The organism is Parafrankia soli (assembly GCF_001854695.1).
In the GTDB taxonomy this organism is placed as follows: domain Bacteria; phylum Actinomycetota; class Actinomycetes; order Frankiales; family Frankiaceae; genus Parafrankia; species Parafrankia soli.
In genome coordinates, this window is sequence record NZ_MAXA01000058.1 from 60,410 (window position 1) to 81,272 (window position 20,863).

Consider the following 20,863-nt stretch of genomic DNA (forward strand, 5'->3'; position numbering starts at 1 on the left):
GATCGAGTGGGTGCGTCGGCGGCGGGGAGCCGGCGGCGGGATCCGGAGCGGAGCCGGGATGGGCCACCGAACCGGGTGACCCGGTCACGCTACCGAGACCGGACTCCGTCACAACGACCGGGCTCCGCCATCGGGACCGGGCCTTCTCCGGCCCTCGCGGCGGCAACCCGGCCGGTGCCCATCCGGCCGGTGCCCGCCCGGTCACCGGAGGCGGCTGGCGGCGACACGGCGCGTACCGGCGGCAGCACGCGCCATGACCGGCACGTGCCACCACCGCACGGACGACGCACACGACGCACACCGCACCGCGCACCCGGAGCGCAGACCGCCACGTTAAGGAGAGGCGTATGACCGCAATCGACGCCCGAACCGGCCCACCGCGACCGTCTGCCCACCCCGGCACGACCGACCTCACCACGCCCACCGAGCAGGTGTTGCTGGCCGCGCCCGCCGAGAACTTCCCGGTCGCCTCGCGGCTGCTGCCCGCCGCGACCCGGGATCACCTCAACGCGCTGTACGTCTTCGGACGTCTCGTTGACGACATCGGTGACGAGGCCCCCGGCGACCGTCTGGCGCTGCTCGACGAGCTTGCCGCCGACCTTGAGCTGATCTGGTCGGGCGGCGAGCCGAAGCTGCCCGTCCACCGTCGGCTCGCGCACACCGTGCGGGCCTGCGACCTGCCGGCCGAGCCGTTCCGGCGGCTCGTGCAGGCCAACCGGCAGGACCAGATCGTCACCAGGTACGACACCTACGAGGACCTCGTGCAGTACTGCACCCTCTCGGCGGATCCGATCGGCCGCATGGTGCTCGGGGTGTTCGGTCTGGCGACTCCGGCGCGGATCGCGCTGTCCGACCGCATCTGTACCGCGCTGCAGCTCGCGGAGCACTTCCAGGACGTCGCCGAGGACCTCGCGGCCGGCCGGATCTATGTGCCGCTGGAGGACCTGGAGGCGTTCGGGGTGACCGAGACCGACCTGGCCGCGCCGGTCGCCTCGCCCGCGGTGCGGCACCTGATGGCCTTCGAAGTGGCCCGGGCCCGGACCTTGCTGGACCAGGGGGCACCGCTGGTGAACCTGGTCGGTGGCCGGCTGAGACTGGCGATGGCCGGATTCGTGGGGGGCGGCCGGGCCGCGCTCGACGCGATCCGCCGTGCCGACTACGACATGCTCGGCGGCGCGCCCAAGGCCCCCAAGCCCCGGATGGCGGCCTTCGCCGCGGCCGCGTGGGCCCGGTCGCTGGTGCCCGGGCAGGCCGCGGCCGCCCGTGCCGCCGGCACCGCCGTCACTGCTTCAAGCACCACCGCTCCCAGCACCACTGCTCCCAGCACCACCGCTCCCGGTGCCGCCGCTGCTGGCGGCACCGGTTCCAGCGGCCCTGTTCCCAGCGGCACCATTCCCACCACCATCCCCGGCAGGGGCGCCGCGGTGGCGAGTACCGTCCCGGCTCCGGCGCCCGCCGGATCCGACGTCGACGTCCCGGAGGGTGCCAGATGAGCGCGGGTGTCCCGGGCAGCTCCACCGTCGCCGAGGCCTACGCCTCCTGCGAGGCGTTKACGCGGGAGGCCGCGCGGAACTTCAGCTACGGCATCCGCCTGCTGCCGGCCGAGAAGCGGGGCGCGCTGTCCGCGGTGTACGCCCTGGCGCGTCGCCTCGACGACATCGGCGACGGCGACCTGCCGGATGAGGAGAAGCTCGCCGGCCTGGAGAAGGTCCGCGCCGACGTCCGCGCGCTGGACATCAACAGCTCCGACCCGGTGATGGTGGCGCTCGCGGACACCGCCCGCCGCTTCCCCGTCCCGATGGAAGCCTTCATCGAGCTCGCCGACGGGGTCGAGAGCGACGTCCACGGGGTCCCCTACGAGACGTTCGACGACATGGTCGGGTACTGCCGGCTGGTGGCGGGCACCATCGGCCGGCTCTCGCTGGGCATCTTCGGCGTGGACGGGTCGGCCGGCGACGCCCGCTCGGCCGAGATCGCCGACGCGCTCGGCGTGGCGCTCCAGCAGACCAACATCCTGCGCGACGTCCGCGAAGATCTCCTCAACGGCCGCATCTACCTGCCCTCGACGGAGTTGGAGAAGGCCGGCGTCACCCTGGTGGTGAGCCCGGCCGGGCGCCTCGGTGGGCCGGAGGACGCACTGGTGGACTACCTGCGCGACTGCGCCGCGCGCGCCGACGAGTGGTACACACGGGGCCTGGCGCTGCTCGGCCTGCTCGACCGGCGCAGCGCCGCCTGCTGCGGTGCCATGGCCGGGATCTACCTGCGCCTGAACCGGCGCATCCGGCAGGACCCCACCGCGGTCCTGGAACGCCGGCTGTCACTGCCGGGCTGGGAGAAGGCGGTCGTGGCCGCCCGCAGCCTCGCCGGCAGATCGGAGGCGAGAGCGGCATGAGCGCCGGGGGGGACACACGGCTGGGTCACCGGCCGGGAGATCGGGCCGGGACCGGTGCGGCGGCGCGGGGACGGCGGGTGGTCGTCATCGGCGGCGGCCTCGCCGGTATCGCCGCCGCGCTGGTCGCGGCGGACGAGGGCGCCGAGGCGGTGCTGCTGGAGGCCCGGCCGCGTCTGGGCGGGGCGACGACCTCGTTCCAGCGCAAGTTCCAGGACGGCACGCTGTGGATCGACACCGGTCAGCACGTGTTCATGCGGTGCTGCACCGCCTACCGCGGGTTGCTGGCCCGGCTGGGGGTGACGCACCTCACCACGCTGCAGCCGCGGCTGGACGTCGAGGTGCTGATCGCCGGCTCGCTGACCCGGACCAGGCTGCGCCGGACCAGGGTGCCGTTGCCGGCTCCGCTGCACCTCGCCCCGGCCCTGCTGGGGTATCGGGCGATCCCGCCCGCCGACCGGATCCGCGCGGCGCTGGCGGCCTTCCGTATCGGCCGCCTCGACCAGCGCGACCCCTCGGTGGACGGCGACTCCTTCGGCGGCTGGCTCGGTCGGCACGGCCAGAGCGCCGCGGCCACCGAGGCCCTCTGGGAGCTGCTGACCGTCGCGACCCTCAACGCGCCGGCGTCCGAGGCTTCACTCGGCCTGGCCGCCAAGGTGGTCCGCACCGGCCTGCTCGACGGGGCCGATGCGGGTGACCTGGGCTGGCCCGAGGCCCCGTTGCAGCAACTGCACGGCGACGCGGCGGTGCGGGCACTGGAGACGGCGGGCGGCACGGTCCGCACGGCGACCAAGGTCCGGGCCATCACCCGGTCGGCAGCCGGCTGGGAGGTCACTCTGGACGGCGGCGAGGTCCTGGTCGCGGACGGGGTGGTGCTGGCGGTTCCGCCGCCGGCCGCCGCCGGCCTGCTGCCCGAGGGCTCCGGCGTCGACCCGGCGAAGCTGCGCGAGCTCGGCGTCTCGCCCATCATCAACGTACACATGATCTTCGATCGGCCGGTGCTCGACGGTCCGATGCTCGCGGTCGTCGGCTCACCCATCCAGTGGATCTTCGACCGGACGGTCTCCTCCGGCCTGGCCGAGGTGGGCCCGCCCGGGGCGCAGTACCTTGCGCTGTCGCAGTCGGCGGCGGAGGAATGGGTCGACCAGCCCGCGAACGACCTGCGAAAGCTGTTCGTCGAGGAGATGCGTCGGTTGTTCCCGGCCGCCCGGGCCGCCGAGCTGCTCGAGGTGTTCGTGACCAGGGAGCGCACCGCGACCTTCCGGCAGGCGCCCGGTTCGCTCGGGTTGCGCCCGGGTCAGGCGACCAGCCTGCCCGGGTTCGCGCTGGCCGGCACGTGGACGGACACCGGGTGGCCGGCGACCATGGAAGGCGCTGTGCGTAGCGGGATCGCTGCGGCCCGTGAGACGCTCGCCGGCATGGGGGTAGCTGGAAGCGCACTGTCTGTGGTCGGTCACGGTCCGCCCGGGCAACGCGGCGAGTCGCGCGGCGAGGCACCGACCCGTTCTGGGGACATCGAAGGTCTCACCCCGGCCTCCGCCGTCGCGACGGAGGCAGGCACCGTGGACGTGCGGACGGTCAGCGCCGCGGCGACAGCGGCTGAACCGGCGGCGCCACACACAGCGACGCCACACACAGCGACGGCCCAGACAGAGACGTCTAAGTCCACGGGGGGATTCCCGGTATGACCACAACGGTTCCGGAAGCGATCGAGCGCGGGCGCGCCCTGGCGGTGCCCGCGCTGCGCGCCACGGTGGACCGGCTCCACCCCCGGCTGCGCCACGTCGTCGCCTACCACCGCGGCTGGGTGGACGCGGCCGGTGAGCCGGTGCCCGGCAACGGCGGCAAGCTCGTCCGGCCCGCGCTCGCCCTGCTCTCCGCCGAGGCGGCCGGCGCCCCGGCCGAGGTCGGCCTGCCGGCCGCGGTCGCGGTCGAGCTGGTGCACGACTTCTCGCTGCTGCACGACGACCTGATGGACGGCGACCGCGAGCGCCGCCACCGGGCCACCGCCTGGACGGTCTTCGGCGCCGACGGAGCCATCCTCGCCGGCGACGCGCTGCTCGGCCTCGCCACCCAGGTCCTGCTCGAGGTCGAGGGAGAGCCCGGCCGCCGCGCCGCGGTGATCCTCGGCGCCGGCGTCCAGGACCTGGTCCGCGGGCAGGCCGAGGACCTCCTCTTCGAGAGCCGCTCGGACGTCTCGGTGGCCGAGACGCTGCACATGGAGGACGGCAAGACCGGTGCCCTGCTGGCCTGCTCGGCCTCCCTCGGCGCGGTCCTCGCCGGCGCGCCCGACGAGGTGGTCGACGGCCTCGCCGAGTACGGCTCGCGGCTGGGCACCGCCTTCCAGCTCATCGACGACCTGCTCGGCATCTGGGGCGACCCGGCGGTGACCGGCAAGCCGGTGCTCAACGACCTGCGCTCGCGGAAGAAGTCGGTGCCGGTGGTCGTCGCGCTCGAGGCGGGCGGAGACGACGCCGACGAGCTGCGGGCCTTCCTCACCGAGGAGGGTGAGGCCTCCGAGGACGACCTGCACCGCATCGCGGCCCTGGTCGAGCGGGCCGGTGGCCGCGACTGGACCACGGCCGAGGCGGACCGCCAGCTCAAGGCGTGTGAGAACGCGCTGCGTTCGATCTCGATCCCGGCGTCGGCCGAGGCGGAGCTGCTGGCGATGGCGCGGTTCGTGACCGAACGAGATCGCTGAGGGGGAGCGAGGTGGCAGTACCCGCCCGCCGGTCGCCCGGCGGTCATCCGCACGATCAGTACATATACGACGAGGGGAGTCGTCGATGAGCCTGACCTCGGACCAGTCCTCGGCTGCCCCGACGGCCGCGGCGCAGAGCCCGAAGATCCCGAACCCGTCGGTGGCACGGCCGTCGGTGGACGCCGGGTCCTTCGAGACCGCCGGCGCAGTGCGAACCGACTCGCTGTCGATCGACTCGGTGCCGACCGGCACGGTGTCGACCGGCACGCCGGTCGACCCGGTGGTGGGCGCGATGCGCCGTGGCCGCGACCATCTGCTCTCCCTGCAGGCTGAGGAGGGCTGGTGGAAGGGCGAGCTGGAGACCAACGTCACCATGGACGCCGAGGACCTCATGCTTCGGCAGTTCCTTGGCATCCTGACCCCGTCGACGGCCACTGAGACCGGACGCTGGATCCGTTCCCAACAGCTCTCCGACGGCGGCTGGGCCACCTTCTACGGCGGCCCGTCCGACCTTTCGACCACCATCGAGGCCTACGTCGCGCTGCGGCTCGCCGGGGACGACCCGGACGCCCCGCACATGCGCTCCGCCGCCGAGTGGGTGCGCTCCGCGGGCGGCATCGCCGCGTCCCGGGTGTTCACCCGGATCTGGCTGGCGCTGTTCGGCGAGTGGTCCTGGGACGACGTCCCGGTGCTGCCGGCGGAGATGACCTTCCTTCCGCCGTGGTTCCCGCTGAACATCTACGACTTCGCCTGCTGGGCTCGCCAGACCGTGGTGGCGCTGACGATCGTCGGTTCGCTGCGGCCGGTGCGTTCGTTCGGGTTCACCCTGGACGAGCTGCGAGTCCCGGCGCCCAAGGCGGCCAGGGCGCCGCTGCGGAGCTGGGCCGGTGCGTTCGAGCGGCTCGACTCCGTGCTGCACCGCTACGAGAAGCGGCCCTTCCAGCCGCTGCGCCGGCTCGCGCTGCGCCGCGCCGCCGAATGGGTGATCGCCCGCCAGGAGGCGGACGGCTGCTGGGGTGGCATCCAGCCGCCGATGGTCTACTCGATCATGGCCCTGCACCTCATGGGCTACCCCCTGAACCACCCGGTGATCTCGATGGCGTTCCGCGCCCTCGACCGGTTCACGATCCGCGAGGAGACACCGGAGGGCACGGTGCGCCGTATCGAGGCGTGCCAGTCGCCGGTCTGGGACACGGCGCTGGCCGTCGTCGCGCTCGCGGACGCCGGTCTGGGCGGTGACCACCCGGCTATGGTCCGGGCCGGTCGCTGGCTCGCCGACGAGGAGGTGCGCGTCGCCGGTGACTGGGCGGTGCGCCGTCCCACCCTCGCGCCGGGCGGCTGGGCGTTCGAGTTCGACAACGACTTCTACCCGGACGTCGACGACACCGCCGAGGTGGTCATCGCCATCCGCCGCCTGCTCGGCGACGGTCACGGCCCGGTGGACCACTCCGACGGCTCCGGCCCCGGCTCGGCCGCGGCCACCGCGGCCTCCGCCGCGGCGGAGGCCGCGGTGGCCGCGGCCGGCACGATCGCCGCCGCGGACCCGGAGCTCGCCGCCCGGCTGCGCGCCGCCGCGGAGCGGGGCGTCGACTGGTCGGTGGGCATGCGCTCGTCGAACGGTGCCTGGGCGGCGTTCGACGCCGACAACGTGCGCACCCTGGTCACGAAGATCCCGTTCTGCGACTTCGGTGAGGTGGTCGACCCACCGTCGGCGGACGTCACCGCGCACATGGTCGAGATGCTCGCCCTGCTGGGTCGCTCCGACCACCCGATCACCCAGCGCGGGGTCCGCTGGCTGCTGGACAACCAGGAGGCCGGCGGGTCGTGGTTCGGCCGCTGGGGCGTGAACCACGTCTACGGCACCGGCGCGGTCGTGCCCGCGCTGATCTCCGCGGGTGTCAGCGCGGAGCACCCGGCGATCGTCTCCTCGATGCACTGGCTCGTCGAGCACCAGACGCCGGAGGGCGGCTGGGGCGAGGACCTGCGCTCCTACCGCGACGACGAGTGGATCGGGCGCGGCGAGCCGACGGCCTCGCAGACCGCCTGGGCGCTGCTGGCGCTGCTGGCCGCCGAACCGGCGTCCGGGACCGCCGAGTGGGAGGCGGTCGAACGCGGCGTGCGCTGGCTCTGCGACACCCAGCGCCCCGACGGCACCTGGGACGAGCCGCAGTTCACCGGCACGGGCTTCCCCTGGGACTTCTCCATCAACTATCACCTGTACCGGCTGGTCTTTCCCGTGACGGCACTCGGTCGGTACGTGACCCTCACCGGCAGGTCGACGTCATGAGCATCCCGGCAGCAGACAACGGGGGCGACGCCGACCACGGCGGTTCGCCCACCGTTACCCCGCGCGACGCCACGGTGCCCGCGGGCATGGCGCCGAGGGCGGCCATCCCCGAGCAGGCCGGCGCGGTGCCGCCGGCCGGCGGGCCGTCGCGGGCCGGTTCGGCGCTGCCGTCGGTCGGGTCGCGGCGGGGGGCGGCTTCGGCCGCGAGCCCGCTGGTGACCCGGGCGGTGCCTGCGGCGGTGAGCCCGGCCCCGAACGGGGCCGTGGCCGCGGCCCGGGTACGCACGGTGAGCGCGAAGGGGTCGCCGGTCCAGCCGGCGCCCCGCACCCCGCGTCTCGTCGTCGCCGCCCCGCTGCGTCTCGAGGGATTCGCGATCGGCCGGGCCGACCTGCCGCCCGGCACCGTGATCGTGCGGACCGGGATGGGCCCGGACAAGGCGCACCGCGCGAACCGCGTGGTCCGCGATGCCCGGCCGGACGCGGTGGCCGTCGTCGGTCTCGCCGGTGGGCTCACCGTCGAGACGAAGCCCGGCGACGTGGTCGTCGCGAGCGAGGTGCGCCTCGCCGACGGCACGGTGACGGGGACCTGCCCGACCGCCCCGCTGCTGGCCGGTGAACTGCGCCGTGCCGGCCTCCGGGTGCACGTCGGACCGGTCGTGTCGGTAGCCCAGGTGGCGGTCGGATCGGCCCGCGCCGAGCTGGCCGCGACCGGTGCCATCGCCGTGGACATGGAGTCCGCCGCCCTCGCCCCCGGTGCTGGCACCCGCCCGTTCGCGGTGATCCGGGTGATCGTGGACACCCCCGACCAGCCGCTGGGCCGGATTGACCTGGTCCGGCGCGGGGTGGCCGGGCTGCGCACGATCAACCAGCTCGGCCCGGCGATCCGCGCGTGGGTGGAGGCGGTCAGCAGCCGTCGGCTGCTCCTCGCCGAGCCGCGCGCCTTCTGCGCCGGGGTCGAGCGCGCCATCGAGGTGGTCGAACGGGCGCTGGAGATCCACGGCGCACCGGTCTACGTCCGCAAGCAGATCGTGCACAACACCCACGTCGTGGCCGACCTGGCCAGCCGCGGCGCGGTCTTCGTCGAGGAGTTGGACGAGGTCCCGCCCGGCGCGACCGTGGTCTTCTCCGCGCACGGGGTCGCCCCCGCGATCTGGGACGAGGCGGGCGAGCGCGACCTGGCGGTCATCGACGCCACCTGCCCGCTGGTGGAGAAGGTGCATGCCGAGGCACGGCGGTTCACCGCGCGCGGTGACACCGTCCTGCTCATCGGGCACTCCGGCCACGAGGAGGTGGACGGGACGCTCGGCGAGGCACCGGGGCGGATCCAACTGGTCGAGTCCGCCGCCGCGGTCGAGGACCTCGAGGTCACCGACCCGGAGCGGGTCACCTACCTCATGCAGACCACGCTCGCCGTGGACGAGGCCGAGGAGGTCGTCGACGCGCTGCGCGACCGCTTCCCGGCCGTCGTCGGCCCCGGCTCGGCCGACATCTGCTACGCGACGTCCAACCGGCAGAACGCGGTTCGCCGGGTGGCCGCCGAGGCGGAGCTCGTCCTGGTCGTCGGGTCGGAGAACAGCTCGAACTCGCGCCGGCTGGTCGAGGTCAGCGAGCGGGACGGCGTCGCCGCGCACCTCGTCGAGAGCGTCGAGGACGTCCAGCTCGACTGGCTCAAGGGGGTGCGGACCGTCGGCATCTCCGCCGGGGCCTCCGCGCCGCCGCTGCTCGTCGAGGAGCTGACGGCGGCACTGTCGGGGCTGGGGTCGGCGTCGGTGTCGGTCCGTTCCGTGGGCTCGGAGTCGATCTCCTTCCACCTGCCGAAGGAGGTCCGTCGACCGCTCTCCGAACGGAGATGACGCGCGGTCAGGCAGGCACGCGTCAGTTCCAGCGCCGACGGCCCGGGTTCATCGGAACCCGGGCCGCCGGCGTTGTCGGCCGGTTCCTGACATCGGGCGCGCCGTGCGGTCAATTCCTGACATCGCCACGGGGCGGACGGCCCGTTCGGGTATGTGCCCGGCCGTGTACGTGTCGCGTAAATGTCAGCCCGGAGAGTGGACCGCCGGCGCCGGAAGCCACTCATCCGGCGACCCACCGGGAACGGCCCGCTGCCTCCTCCGGGATTAGCGGACCGGGTGCCGGAGCCAATTCGCGCAGGGTGACCAGAGCCCGGTAAATGCCCTGGTCATGGTCACCGCCAGTAGCGCGTTCGAGATCMCCGGTCTATGGCCGGTGTTCGCCGTGTCGGCTGCCGGACTTCTCGAGGACACACTCGCCGGGACTGTCCCCTGTTTGCCCGCGGTGTGTGCCAGAACTCATTCGCTGATCCACATGCAGCCTGTACGTACACACTGTATGGTCTTCCCAAGACCTCGGGTCGCCTCTGAGCGGCCGACGAAAGGGGGGCGTGAGCCGTGGCTGTCGCCTGGCGGTACTCACTCCGCGTTGGAACGTATCTGGCGAAGCAGAAGCTGCTCCGCCGGAAGCACTTTCCGCTCGTTCTGGAGCTCGAACCACTGTTCGCCTGCAACCTGTCCTGCACGGGTTGTGGCAAGATCCAGCACCCCGCATCCGTCCTCAAGCAGCGGATGAGCGTCGAGGACGCGCTCGCCGCAGTCGAGGAGTGTGGCGCGCCCGTCGTCGCGATCGCGGGCGGCGAGCCGTTGATGCACCCTCAGATGCATGAGATCGTCAACGCCCTCGTGAAGCGCAAGAAGTTCGTCATCCTCTGCACCAACGGGCTGCTGCTCCGTAAGAAGCTGAAGAACTTCACTCCGTCGCCGTACTTCACCTTCGTGCTGCACATCGACGGGCTGAAGGAGCGTCACGACGCGATCGTCGAGAAGCCTGGCACGTTCGACGAGTGCATCGAGGCCTTCAAGGCGGCCAAGGCCGCGGGCTTCCAGGTCGGCAGCAACTCGACCTTCTTCAACAACGACAGCCCGCAGGATGTCATCGACATCATCAACTTCCTGAACGACGACCTCAAGGTCGACCAGATCCAGCTCTCGCCGGGCTACGCCTACGAGAAGGCTCCTGACCAGGAGCACTTCCTCGCGGTCGAGGAGACCCGGCAGATGTTCTCGAAGGTGTTCGGCGACGGTCGGCGCAAGAAGTGGCGCCTCAACCACTCGCCGGTCTTCCTGGACTTCCTCGAGGGCAAGAAGGAGCTCTCCTGCACCGCGTGGGGGATTCCGAGCTACTCGCTGTTCGGCTGGCAGAAGCCCTGCTACCTGATGTCGGACGGGTACGTGACGTCCTACAAGGAGCTCGTCGAGACGACGGACTGGGACGCCTACGGTCGCGGCAAGGACCCGCGTTGCGCCAACTGCATGGCGCACTGCGGCTACGAGACGTCCGCCGTGCTGGCGACGATGGGCTCGCTCAAGGAGTCCATCCGGGCCGCGCGGATGGGTGCCTGACACCCAGATCGGCGCGTTGACGACAACGCCGCCCCGACCCGGAAACGGGTCGGGGCGGCGTTTGTCGTTCTCCGTACCCGAGGCCAACCGCACCCGATGCCGAACTGCGGTGCTGTCCCGCGGGGCCGTCGTGCTGTCCCGCGGGACGTGCCCGCGGGACAGCGGTAGGCGGCCGGGTGTCTTCGTAGCGGCCGCCGGATCTCGGCGGTCCGTCGTGCTGTCGCAGTCGGTCAGTCAGTCGGACGCGGGAGGAGCGCCGGCGCTGACGGCGGGCTGGTCGGCCAGGTCGCCGCCGCGCCGGCCCAGGCCGCGCAGGAGACGGTCGAGCACGATCCCGACATCGGTGCGGGCCCGGTCGGGATCCGCCGCCCGCGCGGTGTACAGGCTCGCCTCGGACAGCAGCGCCGCGACGAGCCTGGTCAGCGGTGCCACCGGCAGCGGGTCGATGCGGCCCTCGGCCACCGCCCGCTCGAGCCATTCCGAGAGCAGGCGGTAGCCGTGCTGCTCGACGAGCTGGTCCCAGGCGTCGTTGCCGAGGACAGCCGGGCCGTCGATGAGCACGATGCGCTGGAAGTCGCTGTCGGTGGTGGAGATGTCCAGCAGCGACTGGAAGCCCGTGCGCAGCTGCGTCCAGGCGTCGCTGGGCAGCTCCGCGCCGCGGGCCAGCTCACCCGCGACCAGCTGCTCCGCGACCTCCATCGCGACCTGCTCCATGACCGTGCGGAACAGGTCAGCCTTGTCGCGGAAGTGATGGTAAAGAGCTCCCCGGGTGACCCGCGCGTCCGCGACGATCTCTTCGGTGCCGGTCGCGGCATAGCCCTGTTCGGCGAACCGGCGCCTTGCCGCGGCCAGCAGTGCCTGTCGGGTATCGGCCGTCTGTTCGGGCCGACGGCTGCGTGTCACCCCTTGATTATGGTGCAGGTTCGGCCGAGACACCGGCGGCTGCCCGCCACGCGGTCCGTTCCACATCCTCGTCGAGGTCCGTCACGGCCCCTCCGGGGTGGGCGCGCTCGGGCGTTACACGCTCGCCGCCCGCAACCCCCGCGCTGGAACGCAGCCGTGTGGCCGGCACGAACAGCACCGCTACCAGCGCGAGCAGCGCGAGTGGCGCGCTGGCGAGGAACACGTCGGACACTCCGAGCCCGTACGCGTGGTGCACGACGTCGGCGACCGGGCCGGGCAGCGCTGTGGGATCGGGCACGGAGCGGCCGTCCCCAAGAGTGTCGGCCGGCAGGCCGTGCGAGCGCAGTCCGGAGACGGACGACACGCTGACGCGATGGGCGAGTAGCGCGCCGAGTGCCGCGACGCCGCTCGTCCCGCCGACGCTGCGGAAGAACGCCACCGTGGAGCTGGTCACCCCGAGATCGGCGGCGTCGGCGGAGTTCTGCGCGGCGAGCACCAGGTTCTGCTGGGTCATGCCCAGTCCGGCTCCCACCAGGCTCGCGAACACCGACACCGCGACGAGGTTCGTGTGCTCACTGATTGTGCTCAGCAGGACGAGGCCCGTCCCGATCAGGATCGTGCCGGCGATCAGGTAGCGCTTCCAGTAGCCGGTGCGGCTGATGGCACCTCCCACCACCAGCGACGAGACGGCCAGGCCGCCCACCATCGGCACCGTGAGCAGCCCCGACAGCACCGGGCTCTCCCCACGGCCGAGCTGGAAGTACTGGCTGAACAACAGATTCGCGCTGTACATGACGGTGCCGAGGCAGGCGCTCGCGGCCACGGCCAGCACGATCGTCCGGTTACGGAACAGCCGCAGCGGGACGATCGGCTCGGTGGCGCGCGTCTCGACCCAGACGGCCACGGCGAGCAGCGTCAGCCCCCCGCCGAGCAGCAGTGCTGTCTGCGCGGACGCCCACGGGAAGCTCGACCCCGCCAGCGACGTCCAGATCAGCAGAGCGCTCACGCCGGCGGCGATCAGGGTCGCGCCCGCGTAGTCGATGGAGATCTCGCGGCGCACCGTGGGCAGCCGCAGCGTCCGCTGGAGAATGACGAACGCGACGATGGCGATCGGCAGGCTCAGGTAGAAGCAGCCGCGCCAGCCCAGCCCCGGAATGTCGACGATCACGCCGCCGATGAGCGGGCCGCTGACGGTCGACACGGCGAAGGTCGCGCCCAGGTAGCCGTTGTAGCGCCCGCGTTCACGCGGCGCGATCATCGCGGCTATCGCGATCTGGACCAGCGCCGACAGCCCGCCGACGCCGACGCCCTGCACCACGCGGAACGCGATGAGCATGCTCGTGGACGTCGACAGCCCGGCCAGGAGGGATCCGCCCACGAAGATCCCGAGGGCTGTCTGGACCAGCACCTTACGGTTGAACAGGTCCGCCAGCTTGCCCCAGATCGGCGTGGTGGCGGTCATCGCCAGCAGCGTCGCCGTGATCATCCAGGTGTAGCTGGTCGAGCTGCCGTGCAGGTCGGAGACGATCCTGGGCAGCGCGTTCGTCACGATGGTGGAGGAGATCATCGATACGAACAGGGCCAGCAGCAGGCCGGAGAGGGCCCGCATGGTCTCGCGGTGGGTCAGGCCTGCCGGGCTGGCCCGGCGCTGGCGCCGCTCCTCGGGTGAGTCACGGTCCGATCCCGGCGCGCGGTGGGTCATGGCGTGCGGTTGGCCGCCCGGCGGCAAGCCGGGGGGTGGCGTCATCGAGGTCGACGTGGCCTGCTCCCCTGTTGACTGGTTCGCCTGTTGATTGGTTGTTACAACTAAGTTTTAGTAAAGCATGGGGTGAGGGGTGCTGGGGAGTGACCCGCGCCGATTTTCCCCCGCAGGGGTGTGAGCTTGCGCTCCCGGGGCTGGTCGGGAGCGGGCGACATCGGGCCGCCCGACTCCCGGCCGGCCGCTCGTCAGGCCAGGTCGGCGAACACCACGACGTTGTCCCGGTAGCTGGAACGGGCCTGGTCGAAGACACCCCCGCAGGTGATGAGCCGCAGCGCGGGCGCCCCCGTGGAGCCGTAGACGTCGGCGGCGGGCACCGCGTCCTTCGGGAAGCGGGCCAGCCTGCGCACCACGAAGGCCACGGACGACCCGTCCGCTCGCTCGACCTCCACCCGGTCCCCGGGGGCGAGGTCCCGCAGGCGGAAGAAGACCGCCGGGCCCGTCCTCGAGTCCACGTGGCCGGCGATCACCGCGGTGCCCGTCTCGCCCGGTTCGGGACCCGCGGCGTTCCACCCGGTCTCGCTGAACCCGTCCGGTGCCCGCAGCCGCCCGCCACCGTCGAGGGACAACGGCACGACGGGCGCCGAGACGGCAATGGCCGGGATCCGGACCCGTACCGGGTCGGCGGCCTGGACCGAACCCGCGCCCGTGCCGGCCGCGGTGCCCGTGCCGGCTCCGGTGCCCGTGCCCACGGTGGAGGACGTCACCGCCGGCGGCGCCGACCGGTCGGCGGCCGCGGGCGGGGTCACCGGCGCCGCGGCCGGCCGGTCCGGTCGCGGCCCGCAGGACACCGACCAGGGGAGCAGCAGCACGAGGGCCGCGGCCGGCAGCAACGCGCGCCGCCCACGCCGCCCGGACGGCCCGGTCCCGCCCCGGGTCTCGATCCGGTGTCCGTCCCCGGCCCGGGCCCCGGTCAGCTCTCGGCCCGAGCCCGGCGCCGCCGCGCGCCGAGACCGGTCAGCACGCCGAGACCGGCCAGTGCCCCGATGCCGGTGCCGCCCGCGGCGAGCGCGAGCCCGGGCCCCCGCCCACTCTCGTCCCGGGCCGCGGCGGCCTGGCCCGCCCCGCCGGCCCCCGTGTCGATCCCGCCGACGGGAAGGGCGGAGTCGTCGTCCCGGGCCGCCGCGGCCTCACAGCGCCGGCGCAGCTCGATCAGCTCCTCGCGGGTCACCGTCGCCGGCAGGTGCTCGCAGTCGGGGACGGGCGCCCCCGGCACCGAGGAGGCACCCGGCCGCGTGGGATCGGGCACGGCGGACGGCGCCACCGGGTCAGCGGGGACCGGCGCGGGTGTCTCGGACGGCGCGGGTGCCGCGGACGGCGTGGACTGTGCCGGTGTCGGCACGGCCGGGGTGCTGGCCGCGGACGCTGTGCCGGTGGCGCCGGCGCCGACGAGCGCGGCGGCCAGCCCGACCGCGCCCAGCAGCCTGGACCCGGGCGCCGCGGTGCGGCGGGTGGCGGCCTGGCGTCCCCGCGCCGCGTGATCGTGAGCGGTGTGACCCATGGAGTTGTGACCTCGCTTCGGTGCCTGCGCGCCGCGGCGAGCCCGCGGCGCGCAAGCGACACTCGTCGCCGATCGTGGGCTCGCGGTGAGACGCGGGTGAGACCCTTCTCATCGGCCGCGGAGCCCGGCCCGCGCCGGGAGCCGGAGACCCCCGTTAGCCTTAGTCCCCGTGAGGCCCATCCGGCGGGACCGGCGGCACCGGCGGACCACCCCCGCCCGTGTCATCTCCGCGGACGTCGTCCGCCGGCTGCTCGTCGCCGTCCCCGGTGTCGTGCTGGCGGTGGTCGTCGCGGCCGCGATCGCCGCGCCCGGGTTCGGGGTCGCCGTGACCGGCGGCAGCCTGCCGCCGCCGCCCGACCTCGGCGGACCGATCCTCCTGCCGGCGGGCGTCTCGGCATCGCCCAGCCCGCCGTCCGCGATGCCCGTTCCCACCGAGCCCGCGCCGCGTGTCGAGAGCGACCTGGCCACCCGGCGCCGGCTCGAGGCCATGGTCGAGGCCGGCCGGCTCACGCCTGGGGCGGAGTGGTTCGTCGACCCCACCGGGGTCCCCGCGGTGACGTACCGCCCGCTGCCGGCGGACGTACCGAGCGCGGCCCCCGCGCAGGCCGCGGAGCCGGACCCGACCCCAGGGCGCGAGCCGGTGACCACCGAGGTCTCGTCGGTACCCGCGCCGGCGCCGGCGCCGGCGAGATGAGGAGATTCTCATCCAGCGCACATGCGTGCCGGGGGATCCGTCGACCAGGCTGGTAGGTCGTGAGGCTGTCCCGGACGCGCCGCGTCGTGCGCCATGTCGCGACCYCCGCACGCCTGCACATCCTCGGATGGCAGGTGCTGCTGGTGGGGGTCGCGCTCGCCGGGTCGGTGCTGGTCTCGCGCGAGGTACTCCTGGCCCGGGTGGACGAGCGGGTCGACCGCGGCCTGGCCCGCCAGGTCGCCGAGCTGCGCCGCCTCGCGACCGCCAGCGTCGACCCGCGGACGTCCCGGCCCTTCTCCGACGTGCGCGAGCTGCTCGAGGCGCACCTGGAGCGCACCATCCCGGGGTCCAACGAGACCATGCTCGCGCTCGTCGACGGCCGGCCGTTCCGGCGCAGCGCCGAGGAGCCTGTCTACCGGCTGGACAACGACCCGCGGGTGGTCGCGGCTTTCGTCGTGGGCCCGCAGCCGCGGTACGGGACGATCACGACGCCGGCGGGGGAGGTGCGGTTCGCCACCGTCCCGGTCCAGGTGGCGGGGGCACCGGAGCGGGGCGTGTTCGCCGCCGCTGTCTTCGCGGACCGGGAGCGGGCCGAGGTGCAGGAGGTGGTCCGGGTGCTGGCGATCGCCGGGTTCGCGGCCCTGGCTCTGGCCGGTGCAGGCGGATGGCTGGTGGCCGGCCGCGTGCTCGCGCCGGTGCGGGAGCTGCGCCGCACCGCCCAGGCCATCAGCGACACGGACTTCTCCCGGCGCATCCCCGTGGCGGGCCGCGACGAGATCGCCGAGCTGGCGCGCACCTTCAACAGCATGCTGGACCGCCTGGAGGACGCCTTCGCGACCCAGCGCGCGTTCGTCGACGACGCCGGCCACGAGCTGCGCACGCCCATCACGATCATCAGTGGGCACCTTGAGCTGCTCTCCGACGATCCGGCGGAGCGGACCGAGACCGTGGCCCTGGTCACCGACGAACTGGACCGGATGAGCCGGATGGTCGACGACCTGCTGACCCTGGCGAAGGCCCGGCAGCCCGACTTCCTCCGGGTCGCCGATGTCGATCTCGTCGCGTTCACCGACGACCTGATGGCGCGGGTCGGCGCGCTGGCGCCGCGGCGGTGGCGGCTGGCCGAGGTCGGCTCGGGCACGGCCATGATGGACCGGCACCGGATCACGCAGGCACTGGTCCAGCTCGCGCAGAACGCCGTGCAGCACACGGGCGTGGGTGATGAGGTGCGCCTCGGCTGCCGGCCGCGCGCCGGCGTGGTCCGCTTCTGGGTCGCCGACTCTGGTCCAGGGGTCGCCCCCGAGGACCGGGACCGGATCTTCGAGCGGTTCGCCCGTGGCCGGCCGGGCCGCGGGACGTCCGAGGGTGCCGGGCTCGGCCTGGCGATCGTGCGGGCGATCGCGGTGGCGCACGGCGGTGACGTCCAGGTCCTCGGCGGGCCTGGCGAGGGCGCGACCTTCGAGCTGGCGGTACCCCGCCGTGGCCCCTCCGGCACGGGACGGCCCGGTGCCGTGGTCGGTGTCGTGGTCGGGGGGCGGGACTGAGATGGCCAACCGGGTGCTGATCGCCGAGGACGAGTACCGGATCGCCTCGTTCATCGAGAAGGGCCTGCGCGCGAACGGGTTCCTGCCGGTCTGCGTCGGCGACGGCGCGTCCGCGCTCGAGGTCGCCCTGCGGGGCGAGGTCGACCTGATCGTCCTCGACCTCGGCCTGCCCGACATGGACGGCTTCTCCGTCCTGCGGCGGCTGCGCGGAGCCGGGGTGGACGTGCCGGTGGTCGTCCTGACGGCGCGCGACGGCGTGCGTGACACCGTGGCCGCCCTCGAGGGCGGTGCCGACGACTACATGTCCAAGCCGTTCCGGTTCGAGGAGCTGCTGGCGCGCATCCGGCTGCGGCTGCGGGCGGACCGGGCGCCCGAGGCGACCGTCCTGCGGGTCCGGGGGGTCAGCCTCGACCTGCGTACCCGCCGGGCCCAGGTGGGCGGCCGGACGGTCGACCTGACGGCCCGGGAGTTCGTGCTCGCGGAGACGTTCCTGCGCCACCCCGGCCAGGTACTGGCCCGCGAACAGCTGCTCTCCGCGGTCTGGGGTTACGACTACGACCCGGGCAGTAACGTCGTGGACGTCTACGTCGGATATCTACGCCGCAAGATCGGCGCGGACTGTATAACCACCGTACGTGGGATGGGATATCGGCTGGAAGCCTGACGGACCCGGCTCGCCGCATCCTGCCACATTAGTCGGGCGGGTACCCCTCGATTCTTTCTTCGGATACCGGCGGCGCCGGCTGTGTGGCATCCTCCCTGGCGTGCTTCCACTGCTGGTGATTGCGCTGATCTCGCTCGCGTCCTGGATTTTCCTGGCGCTGTTCCGAGGATTCTTCTGGCGGACCGATCAAAGGCTGCCCGCCGGCGACGGACCGCCACCGGAACAGTGGCCGGCGGTAGTCGCCGTGGTCCCCGCGCGTGACGAGGCGGACGTCCTTCCCGACACGCTTCCCTCACTGCTCGCGCAGGACTATCCCGGGTGCCTGAGCATCATTCTGGTGGATGACGCCAGTACCGACGGGACGGGCGAGCTGGCCCGGGAGCTGGCGGCGCGGGCGGCGGCGGCCCGTCCCGAGGCGGCGGTGGCGCTCACCGTCATCGGGTCGAGCGAGCCGCCGGCCGGCTGGACGGGCAAGCTCTGGGCGCTGCGGCACGGCATCGCCGCGGCCGGCGCGCCCGAGTTCCTGCTGCTGACCGACGCCGACATCGCGCACGATCCGAGCTCGGTGCGCGAGCTCGTCCGGGCGGCGACGGCCCGCCGGCTTGATCTCGTTTCGCAGATGGCGCGGCTGCGGGTCAACACCGGATGGGAACGCCTCATCGTGCCATCCTTCGTCTACTTCTTCGCGATGCTCTACCCGTTCCGGTGGTCCAACGACCCGGACTCGCGGGTCGCCGCCGCCGCCGGGGGATGCTCGCTCGTCCGCCGCCGGGCGCTCGCCGACGCCGGTGGGCTGGACGCCATCCGGGACGCGGTGATCGACGACGTCGCGCTGGCCCGCGTGATCAAGAAGTCCGGCGGGCGGACCTGGCTCGGGCTCGCCGACCACGTCTCCAGCCACCGGCCGTACCCGCGGCTGGCGGACCTGTGGCACATGGTGGCGCGCACCGCCTACGCGCAGTTGTTCTGGTCGCCGCTGCTACTCGTGGGCACGGTTCTCGGGCTCGGCCTGGTTTTCGTCGCCCCGGTCGTCGCGACCATCGCCGGCATCGCCGCCGGAAACGTGGCGGTGGCCGCCGCCGGGCTGCTCGCCTGGTCGGTCATGATCACGACGTTCGGACCGATGCTGCGGTACTACGACCAGCCCGTGCTCTCCTCGCTCGCGCTGCCGTTCACCGCGGCCCTCTACCTGGCCATGACCATGGACTCGGCCCGGCGGCACCGCGCCGGCCGGGGCGCCGCCTGGAAGGGGCGCACCTACTCAGCTCCCGCCGGGAAGCGGGTCGGCCAGGGAGCCGGTCAGGACGCCGGCCAGGGAGTCGAGACGGCGGCGCAGGGCGAGGGCGTCGTCCGCCAGCGCGCAGACGAGGACCCCCGGTCCGGACAGGGGCATCAGGGCGACACTGTCCCCTACCGCGGCGGTGACCGGCTCGAGACCGGTCGCCGGCCCGGCGACCAGGACTGACCCGACGGCACGGGCGCCGGCGAGTACCGCCGGCCCGGCCACCCCCGGGACGTGCGGGCCCAGCCGCAGCTCCTGGTGCAGCAGCGGCCGTCTCCGCGGCCCGGGGGCGGGATCGGGGGCGGCGTCGGTGGTGGGCGCCGGGCCCGGTGCCTGGTCGACGTCCACCCGGAGGGAGGTCTCGAGGTCGCCGCCCGGCTCGCCGAAGCGGCCAAGGATGATCTCCTCGCGGTACCGCAGCCGCGCGTCCGCCGCCAGGATGATCTCGGTGGTCATCCGGTGGCGGGCTCCCCGGGCGACGACCGTCGGCTCCGGGAGGAACGACAGCGTCGCGGCCGGCCCCACCTGGGCCCGCAGCGCGAACGTCGACGGCCCGGCGCCGTGGCCGGGCAGGGCCACGGTCGCGGCCACCGACCGCACCACCAGGTGCGCCCCGGCGCCGACGACGATGTCCAGGCCCAGGTCGTCGCCGGCGAGCGGGCCACCCGCACCACCCACAAGGTGGACCACCACGACGCGCCCCGACCCGCCGGTGCGCCGCGGCAGCACGGGCACCGCCGCGCGCAGCTCGGTGATCCTGGCCGTCCCGCCGCCGTCCAGCTCGACCTGGAGCGCGGCGCGCGCCCGAACGGTCGTGCGGGACGGCGCCACGTGCGGGCTGACCGCGGACGAGCTCACTGCGGGCGGGCGGGCGACGGCAGCTGGGCGAGGACCCAGTCGGCGACGTCCGAGGCTCCCGCGTCGGAGCGGAGGCTGGTGAACAGCACCGGGCGGTCGGCGCGCCCGCCGCGCATCGCGGCCGCGTCCCGGGCCATCACGGCCAGGTCGGCGCCGACGAGCGGAGCGAGATCGGTCTTGTTGACGACCAGCAGGTCGCTGCCGGCCACGCCCGGCCCGCCCTTGCGGGGCACCTTGTCGCCGCCGGCGACGTCGATGACGAAGATCTGCCGGTCGACGAGGCCGTAGCTGAACGTCGCGGTCAGGTTGTCGCCACCGCTCTCGACCAGGATGAGGTCGAGCCGGCCGAGGTCGGACTCGAGATCCTCGACCGCGTCGAGGTTGGCGGTGATGTCGTCGCGGATCGCCGTGTGCGGGCAGCATCCCGTCTCCACCGCGCGGATGCGCCCCGGGTCGAGGACCCCGGCCGAGCGCAGGAAGTCGGCGTCCTCGGTGGTGTAGATGTCGTTCGTCACCACGCCGAGCCTGATCCGCCCGGCCAGCGCCCGGCACAGCGCGGCCACCAGGGCCGTCTTCCCGCTTCCCACCGGGCCGCCGACCCCCACCCGCAGGGCCCGGTCGGTGGGCGCCGGCCCGGCGGGCGTGCCCGGCGGGCTCTGCCAGCGCGGGCCCGCGCCCCCGGACGCGGCCGGCGCGCCCCCGCCGCCGAGAGGCCGATCGTGTTCCAGGTGCACCGGTCGCTCCTCGTCTCGCTGGGTCTTGCTGGTCGGCGCTGGTCTGTGCTGATCGGCGCAGTCACGCGCGCCCCGGGCTGGCACCACAGCCCGGCCTGCGCAGCGTAGCCCCGTGCTGCGACAGTATGGAA

General features: G+C 73.6%; 16 protein-coding genes and 1 pseudogene. 11 read left to right on the forward strand and 6 right to left on the reverse strand.

Annotated features, from left to right (window positions below):
* The first annotated feature begins 347 nt into the window (after positions 1-347).
* From hpnC to hpnH, 7 genes are all read left to right on the forward strand, one after another.
* Complete coding sequence (hpnC, locus tag BBK14_RS07110) at positions 348-1,493, forward strand: squalene synthase HpnC (RefSeq protein WP_071060381.1); 1,146 nt, start codon at positions 348-350, stop codon at positions 1,491-1,493.
* Positions 1,490-2,392 carry a presqualene diphosphate synthase HpnD gene (gene hpnD, locus BBK14_RS07115; protein ID WP_071060382.1) on the forward strand — a complete coding sequence of 301 codons (903 nt, stop codon included), beginning with the start codon at positions 1,490-1,492 and terminating at the stop codon, positions 2,390-2,392. The genes hpnC and hpnD overlap by 4 nt, the downstream gene beginning before the upstream one ends.
* Positions 2,389-4,077 (forward strand): hydroxysqualene dehydroxylase HpnE, encoded by a 1,689-nt coding sequence (gene hpnE, locus BBK14_RS07120; protein WP_071060383.1) that lies wholly within the window; start codon positions 2,389-2,391, stop codon positions 4,075-4,077. The genes hpnD and hpnE overlap by 4 nt, the downstream gene beginning before the upstream one ends.
* The gene (locus tag BBK14_RS07125) at positions 4,074-5,090 is read left to right on the forward strand and encodes a polyprenyl synthetase family protein (protein WP_020463166.1); all 1,017 of its coding nucleotides are present in this window, start codon (positions 4,074-4,076) and stop codon (positions 5,088-5,090) included. The genes hpnE and BBK14_RS07125 overlap by 4 nt, the downstream gene beginning before the upstream one ends.
* 85 nt (positions 5,091-5,175) lie before the next feature.
* Positions 5,176-7,377 (forward strand): terpene cyclase/mutase family protein, encoded by a 2,202-nt coding sequence (locus BBK14_RS07130; protein ID WP_071060384.1) that lies wholly within the window; start codon positions 5,176-5,178, stop codon positions 7,375-7,377.
* The gene (ispH, locus tag BBK14_RS07135; RefSeq protein ID WP_071060385.1) at positions 7,374-9,230 is read left to right on the forward strand and encodes a 4-hydroxy-3-methylbut-2-enyl diphosphate reductase; all 1,857 of its coding nucleotides are present in this window, start codon (positions 7,374-7,376) and stop codon (positions 9,228-9,230) included. The genes BBK14_RS07130 and ispH overlap by 4 nt, the downstream gene beginning before the upstream one ends.
* A 555-nt stretch (positions 9,231-9,785) precedes the next feature.
* Positions 9,786-10,793, forward strand: coding sequence for an adenosyl-hopene transferase HpnH (gene hpnH, locus BBK14_RS07140; protein ID WP_018503788.1), 1,008 nt, complete (start codon positions 9,786-9,788; stop codon positions 10,791-10,793).
* A 234-nt stretch (positions 10,794-11,027) separates the two neighbouring features.
* Here hpnH and BBK14_RS07145 read toward each other — a convergent pair whose 3' ends face one another.
* The 4 genes from BBK14_RS07145 to BBK14_RS07160 all read right to left on the reverse strand — a co-directional run bounded on the left by BBK14_RS07145 (position 11,028) and on the right by BBK14_RS07160 (position 14,956).
* The gene (locus BBK14_RS07145; protein WP_020463162.1) at positions 11,028-11,696 is read right to left on the reverse strand and encodes a TetR/AcrR family transcriptional regulator; all 669 of its coding nucleotides are present in this window, start codon (positions 11,694-11,696) and stop codon (positions 11,028-11,030) included.
* A 7-nt stretch (positions 11,697-11,703) separates the two neighbouring features.
* A complete protein-coding gene (locus BBK14_RS07150; protein WP_071060386.1) occupies positions 11,704-13,443 on the reverse strand; it encodes an MDR family MFS transporter in 1,740 nt (579 codons plus the stop codon).
* Positions 13,444-13,643: 200 nt separating this feature from the next.
* Complete coding sequence (locus BBK14_RS07155) at positions 13,644-14,288, reverse strand: class F sortase (protein ID WP_241831250.1); 645 nt, start codon at positions 14,286-14,288, stop codon at positions 13,644-13,646.
* A gap of 80 nt (positions 14,289-14,368) precedes the next feature.
* On the reverse strand, positions 14,369-14,956 hold the full coding sequence (locus BBK14_RS07160) for a hypothetical protein (protein ID WP_071060387.1): 588 nt from the start codon (positions 14,954-14,956) through the stop codon (positions 14,369-14,371).
* Between the two features lie 169 nt (positions 14,957-15,125).
* Between BBK14_RS07160 and BBK14_RS07165 the strand changes: the two genes are divergently transcribed.
* From BBK14_RS07165 to BBK14_RS07180, 4 genes and pseudogenes are all read left to right on the forward strand, one after another.
* A complete protein-coding gene (locus tag BBK14_RS07165; protein ID WP_071060388.1) occupies positions 15,126-15,650 on the forward strand; it encodes a hypothetical protein in 525 nt (174 codons plus the stop codon).
* Positions 15,651-15,709: 59 nt separating this feature from the next.
* Positions 15,710-17,194 carry a sensor histidine kinase gene (locus tag BBK14_RS07170; protein ID WP_071060389.1) on the forward strand — a complete coding sequence of 495 codons (1,485 nt, stop codon included), beginning with the start codon at positions 15,710-15,712 and terminating at the stop codon, positions 17,192-17,194.
* Between the two features lies 1 nt (position 17,195).
* On the forward strand, positions 17,196-17,858 hold the full coding sequence (locus BBK14_RS07175; RefSeq protein ID WP_020463156.1) for a response regulator transcription factor: 663 nt from the start codon (positions 17,196-17,198) through the stop codon (positions 17,856-17,858).
* Positions 17,859-17,973: 115 nt separating this feature from the next.
* Positions 17,974-19,062, forward strand: a pseudogene (locus BBK14_RS07180) (glycosyltransferase); the annotation flags it as partial.
* 57 nt (positions 19,063-19,119) lie between these two features.
* On the opposite strand, the gene BBK14_RS39730 reads toward BBK14_RS07180, so the two are convergent.
* Positions 19,120-19,971: an urease accessory protein UreD gene (locus BBK14_RS39730; RefSeq protein WP_241831251.1), complete on the reverse strand. Its 852-nt coding sequence runs from the start codon at positions 19,969-19,971 to the stop codon at positions 19,120-19,122.
* A 23-nt stretch (positions 19,972-19,994) separates the two neighbouring features.
* On the reverse strand, positions 19,995-20,732 hold the full coding sequence (gene ureG / locus BBK14_RS07185; RefSeq protein ID WP_020463153.1) for an urease accessory protein UreG: 738 nt from the start codon (positions 20,730-20,732) through the stop codon (positions 19,995-19,997).
* Between the last annotated feature and the right edge of the window lie 131 nt (positions 20,733-20,863).

Coding starts and splice junctions, on each gene's coding strand:
- hpnC (WP_071060381.1), top strand. CDS start 348: ATGACCGCAATCGACGCCCGAACCGGCCCACCGCGACCGTCTGCCCAC.
- hpnE (WP_071060383.1), top strand. CDS start 2,389: ATGAGCGCCGGGGGGGACACACGGCTGGGTCACCGGCCGGGAGATCGG.
- BBK14_RS07125 (WP_020463166.1), top strand. CDS start 4,074: ATGACCACAACGGTTCCGGAAGCGATCGAGCGCGGGCGCGCCCTGGCG.
- BBK14_RS07130 (WP_071060384.1), top strand. CDS start 5,176: ATGAGCCTGACCTCGGACCAGTCCTCGGCTGCCCCGACGGCCGCGGCG.
- ispH (WP_071060385.1), top strand. CDS start 7,374: ATGAGCATCCCGGCAGCAGACAACGGGGGCGACGCCGACCACGGCGGT.
- BBK14_RS07150 (WP_071060386.1), bottom strand. CDS start 13,443: ATGACGCCACCCCCCGGCTTGCCGCCGGGCGGCCAACCGCACGCCATG.
- BBK14_RS07160 (WP_071060387.1), bottom strand. CDS start 14,956: ATGGGTCACACCGCTCACGATCACGCGGCGCGGGGACGCCAGGCCGCC.
- BBK14_RS07175 (WP_020463156.1), top strand. CDS start 17,196: ATGGCCAACCGGGTGCTGATCGCCGAGGACGAGTACCGGATCGCCTCG.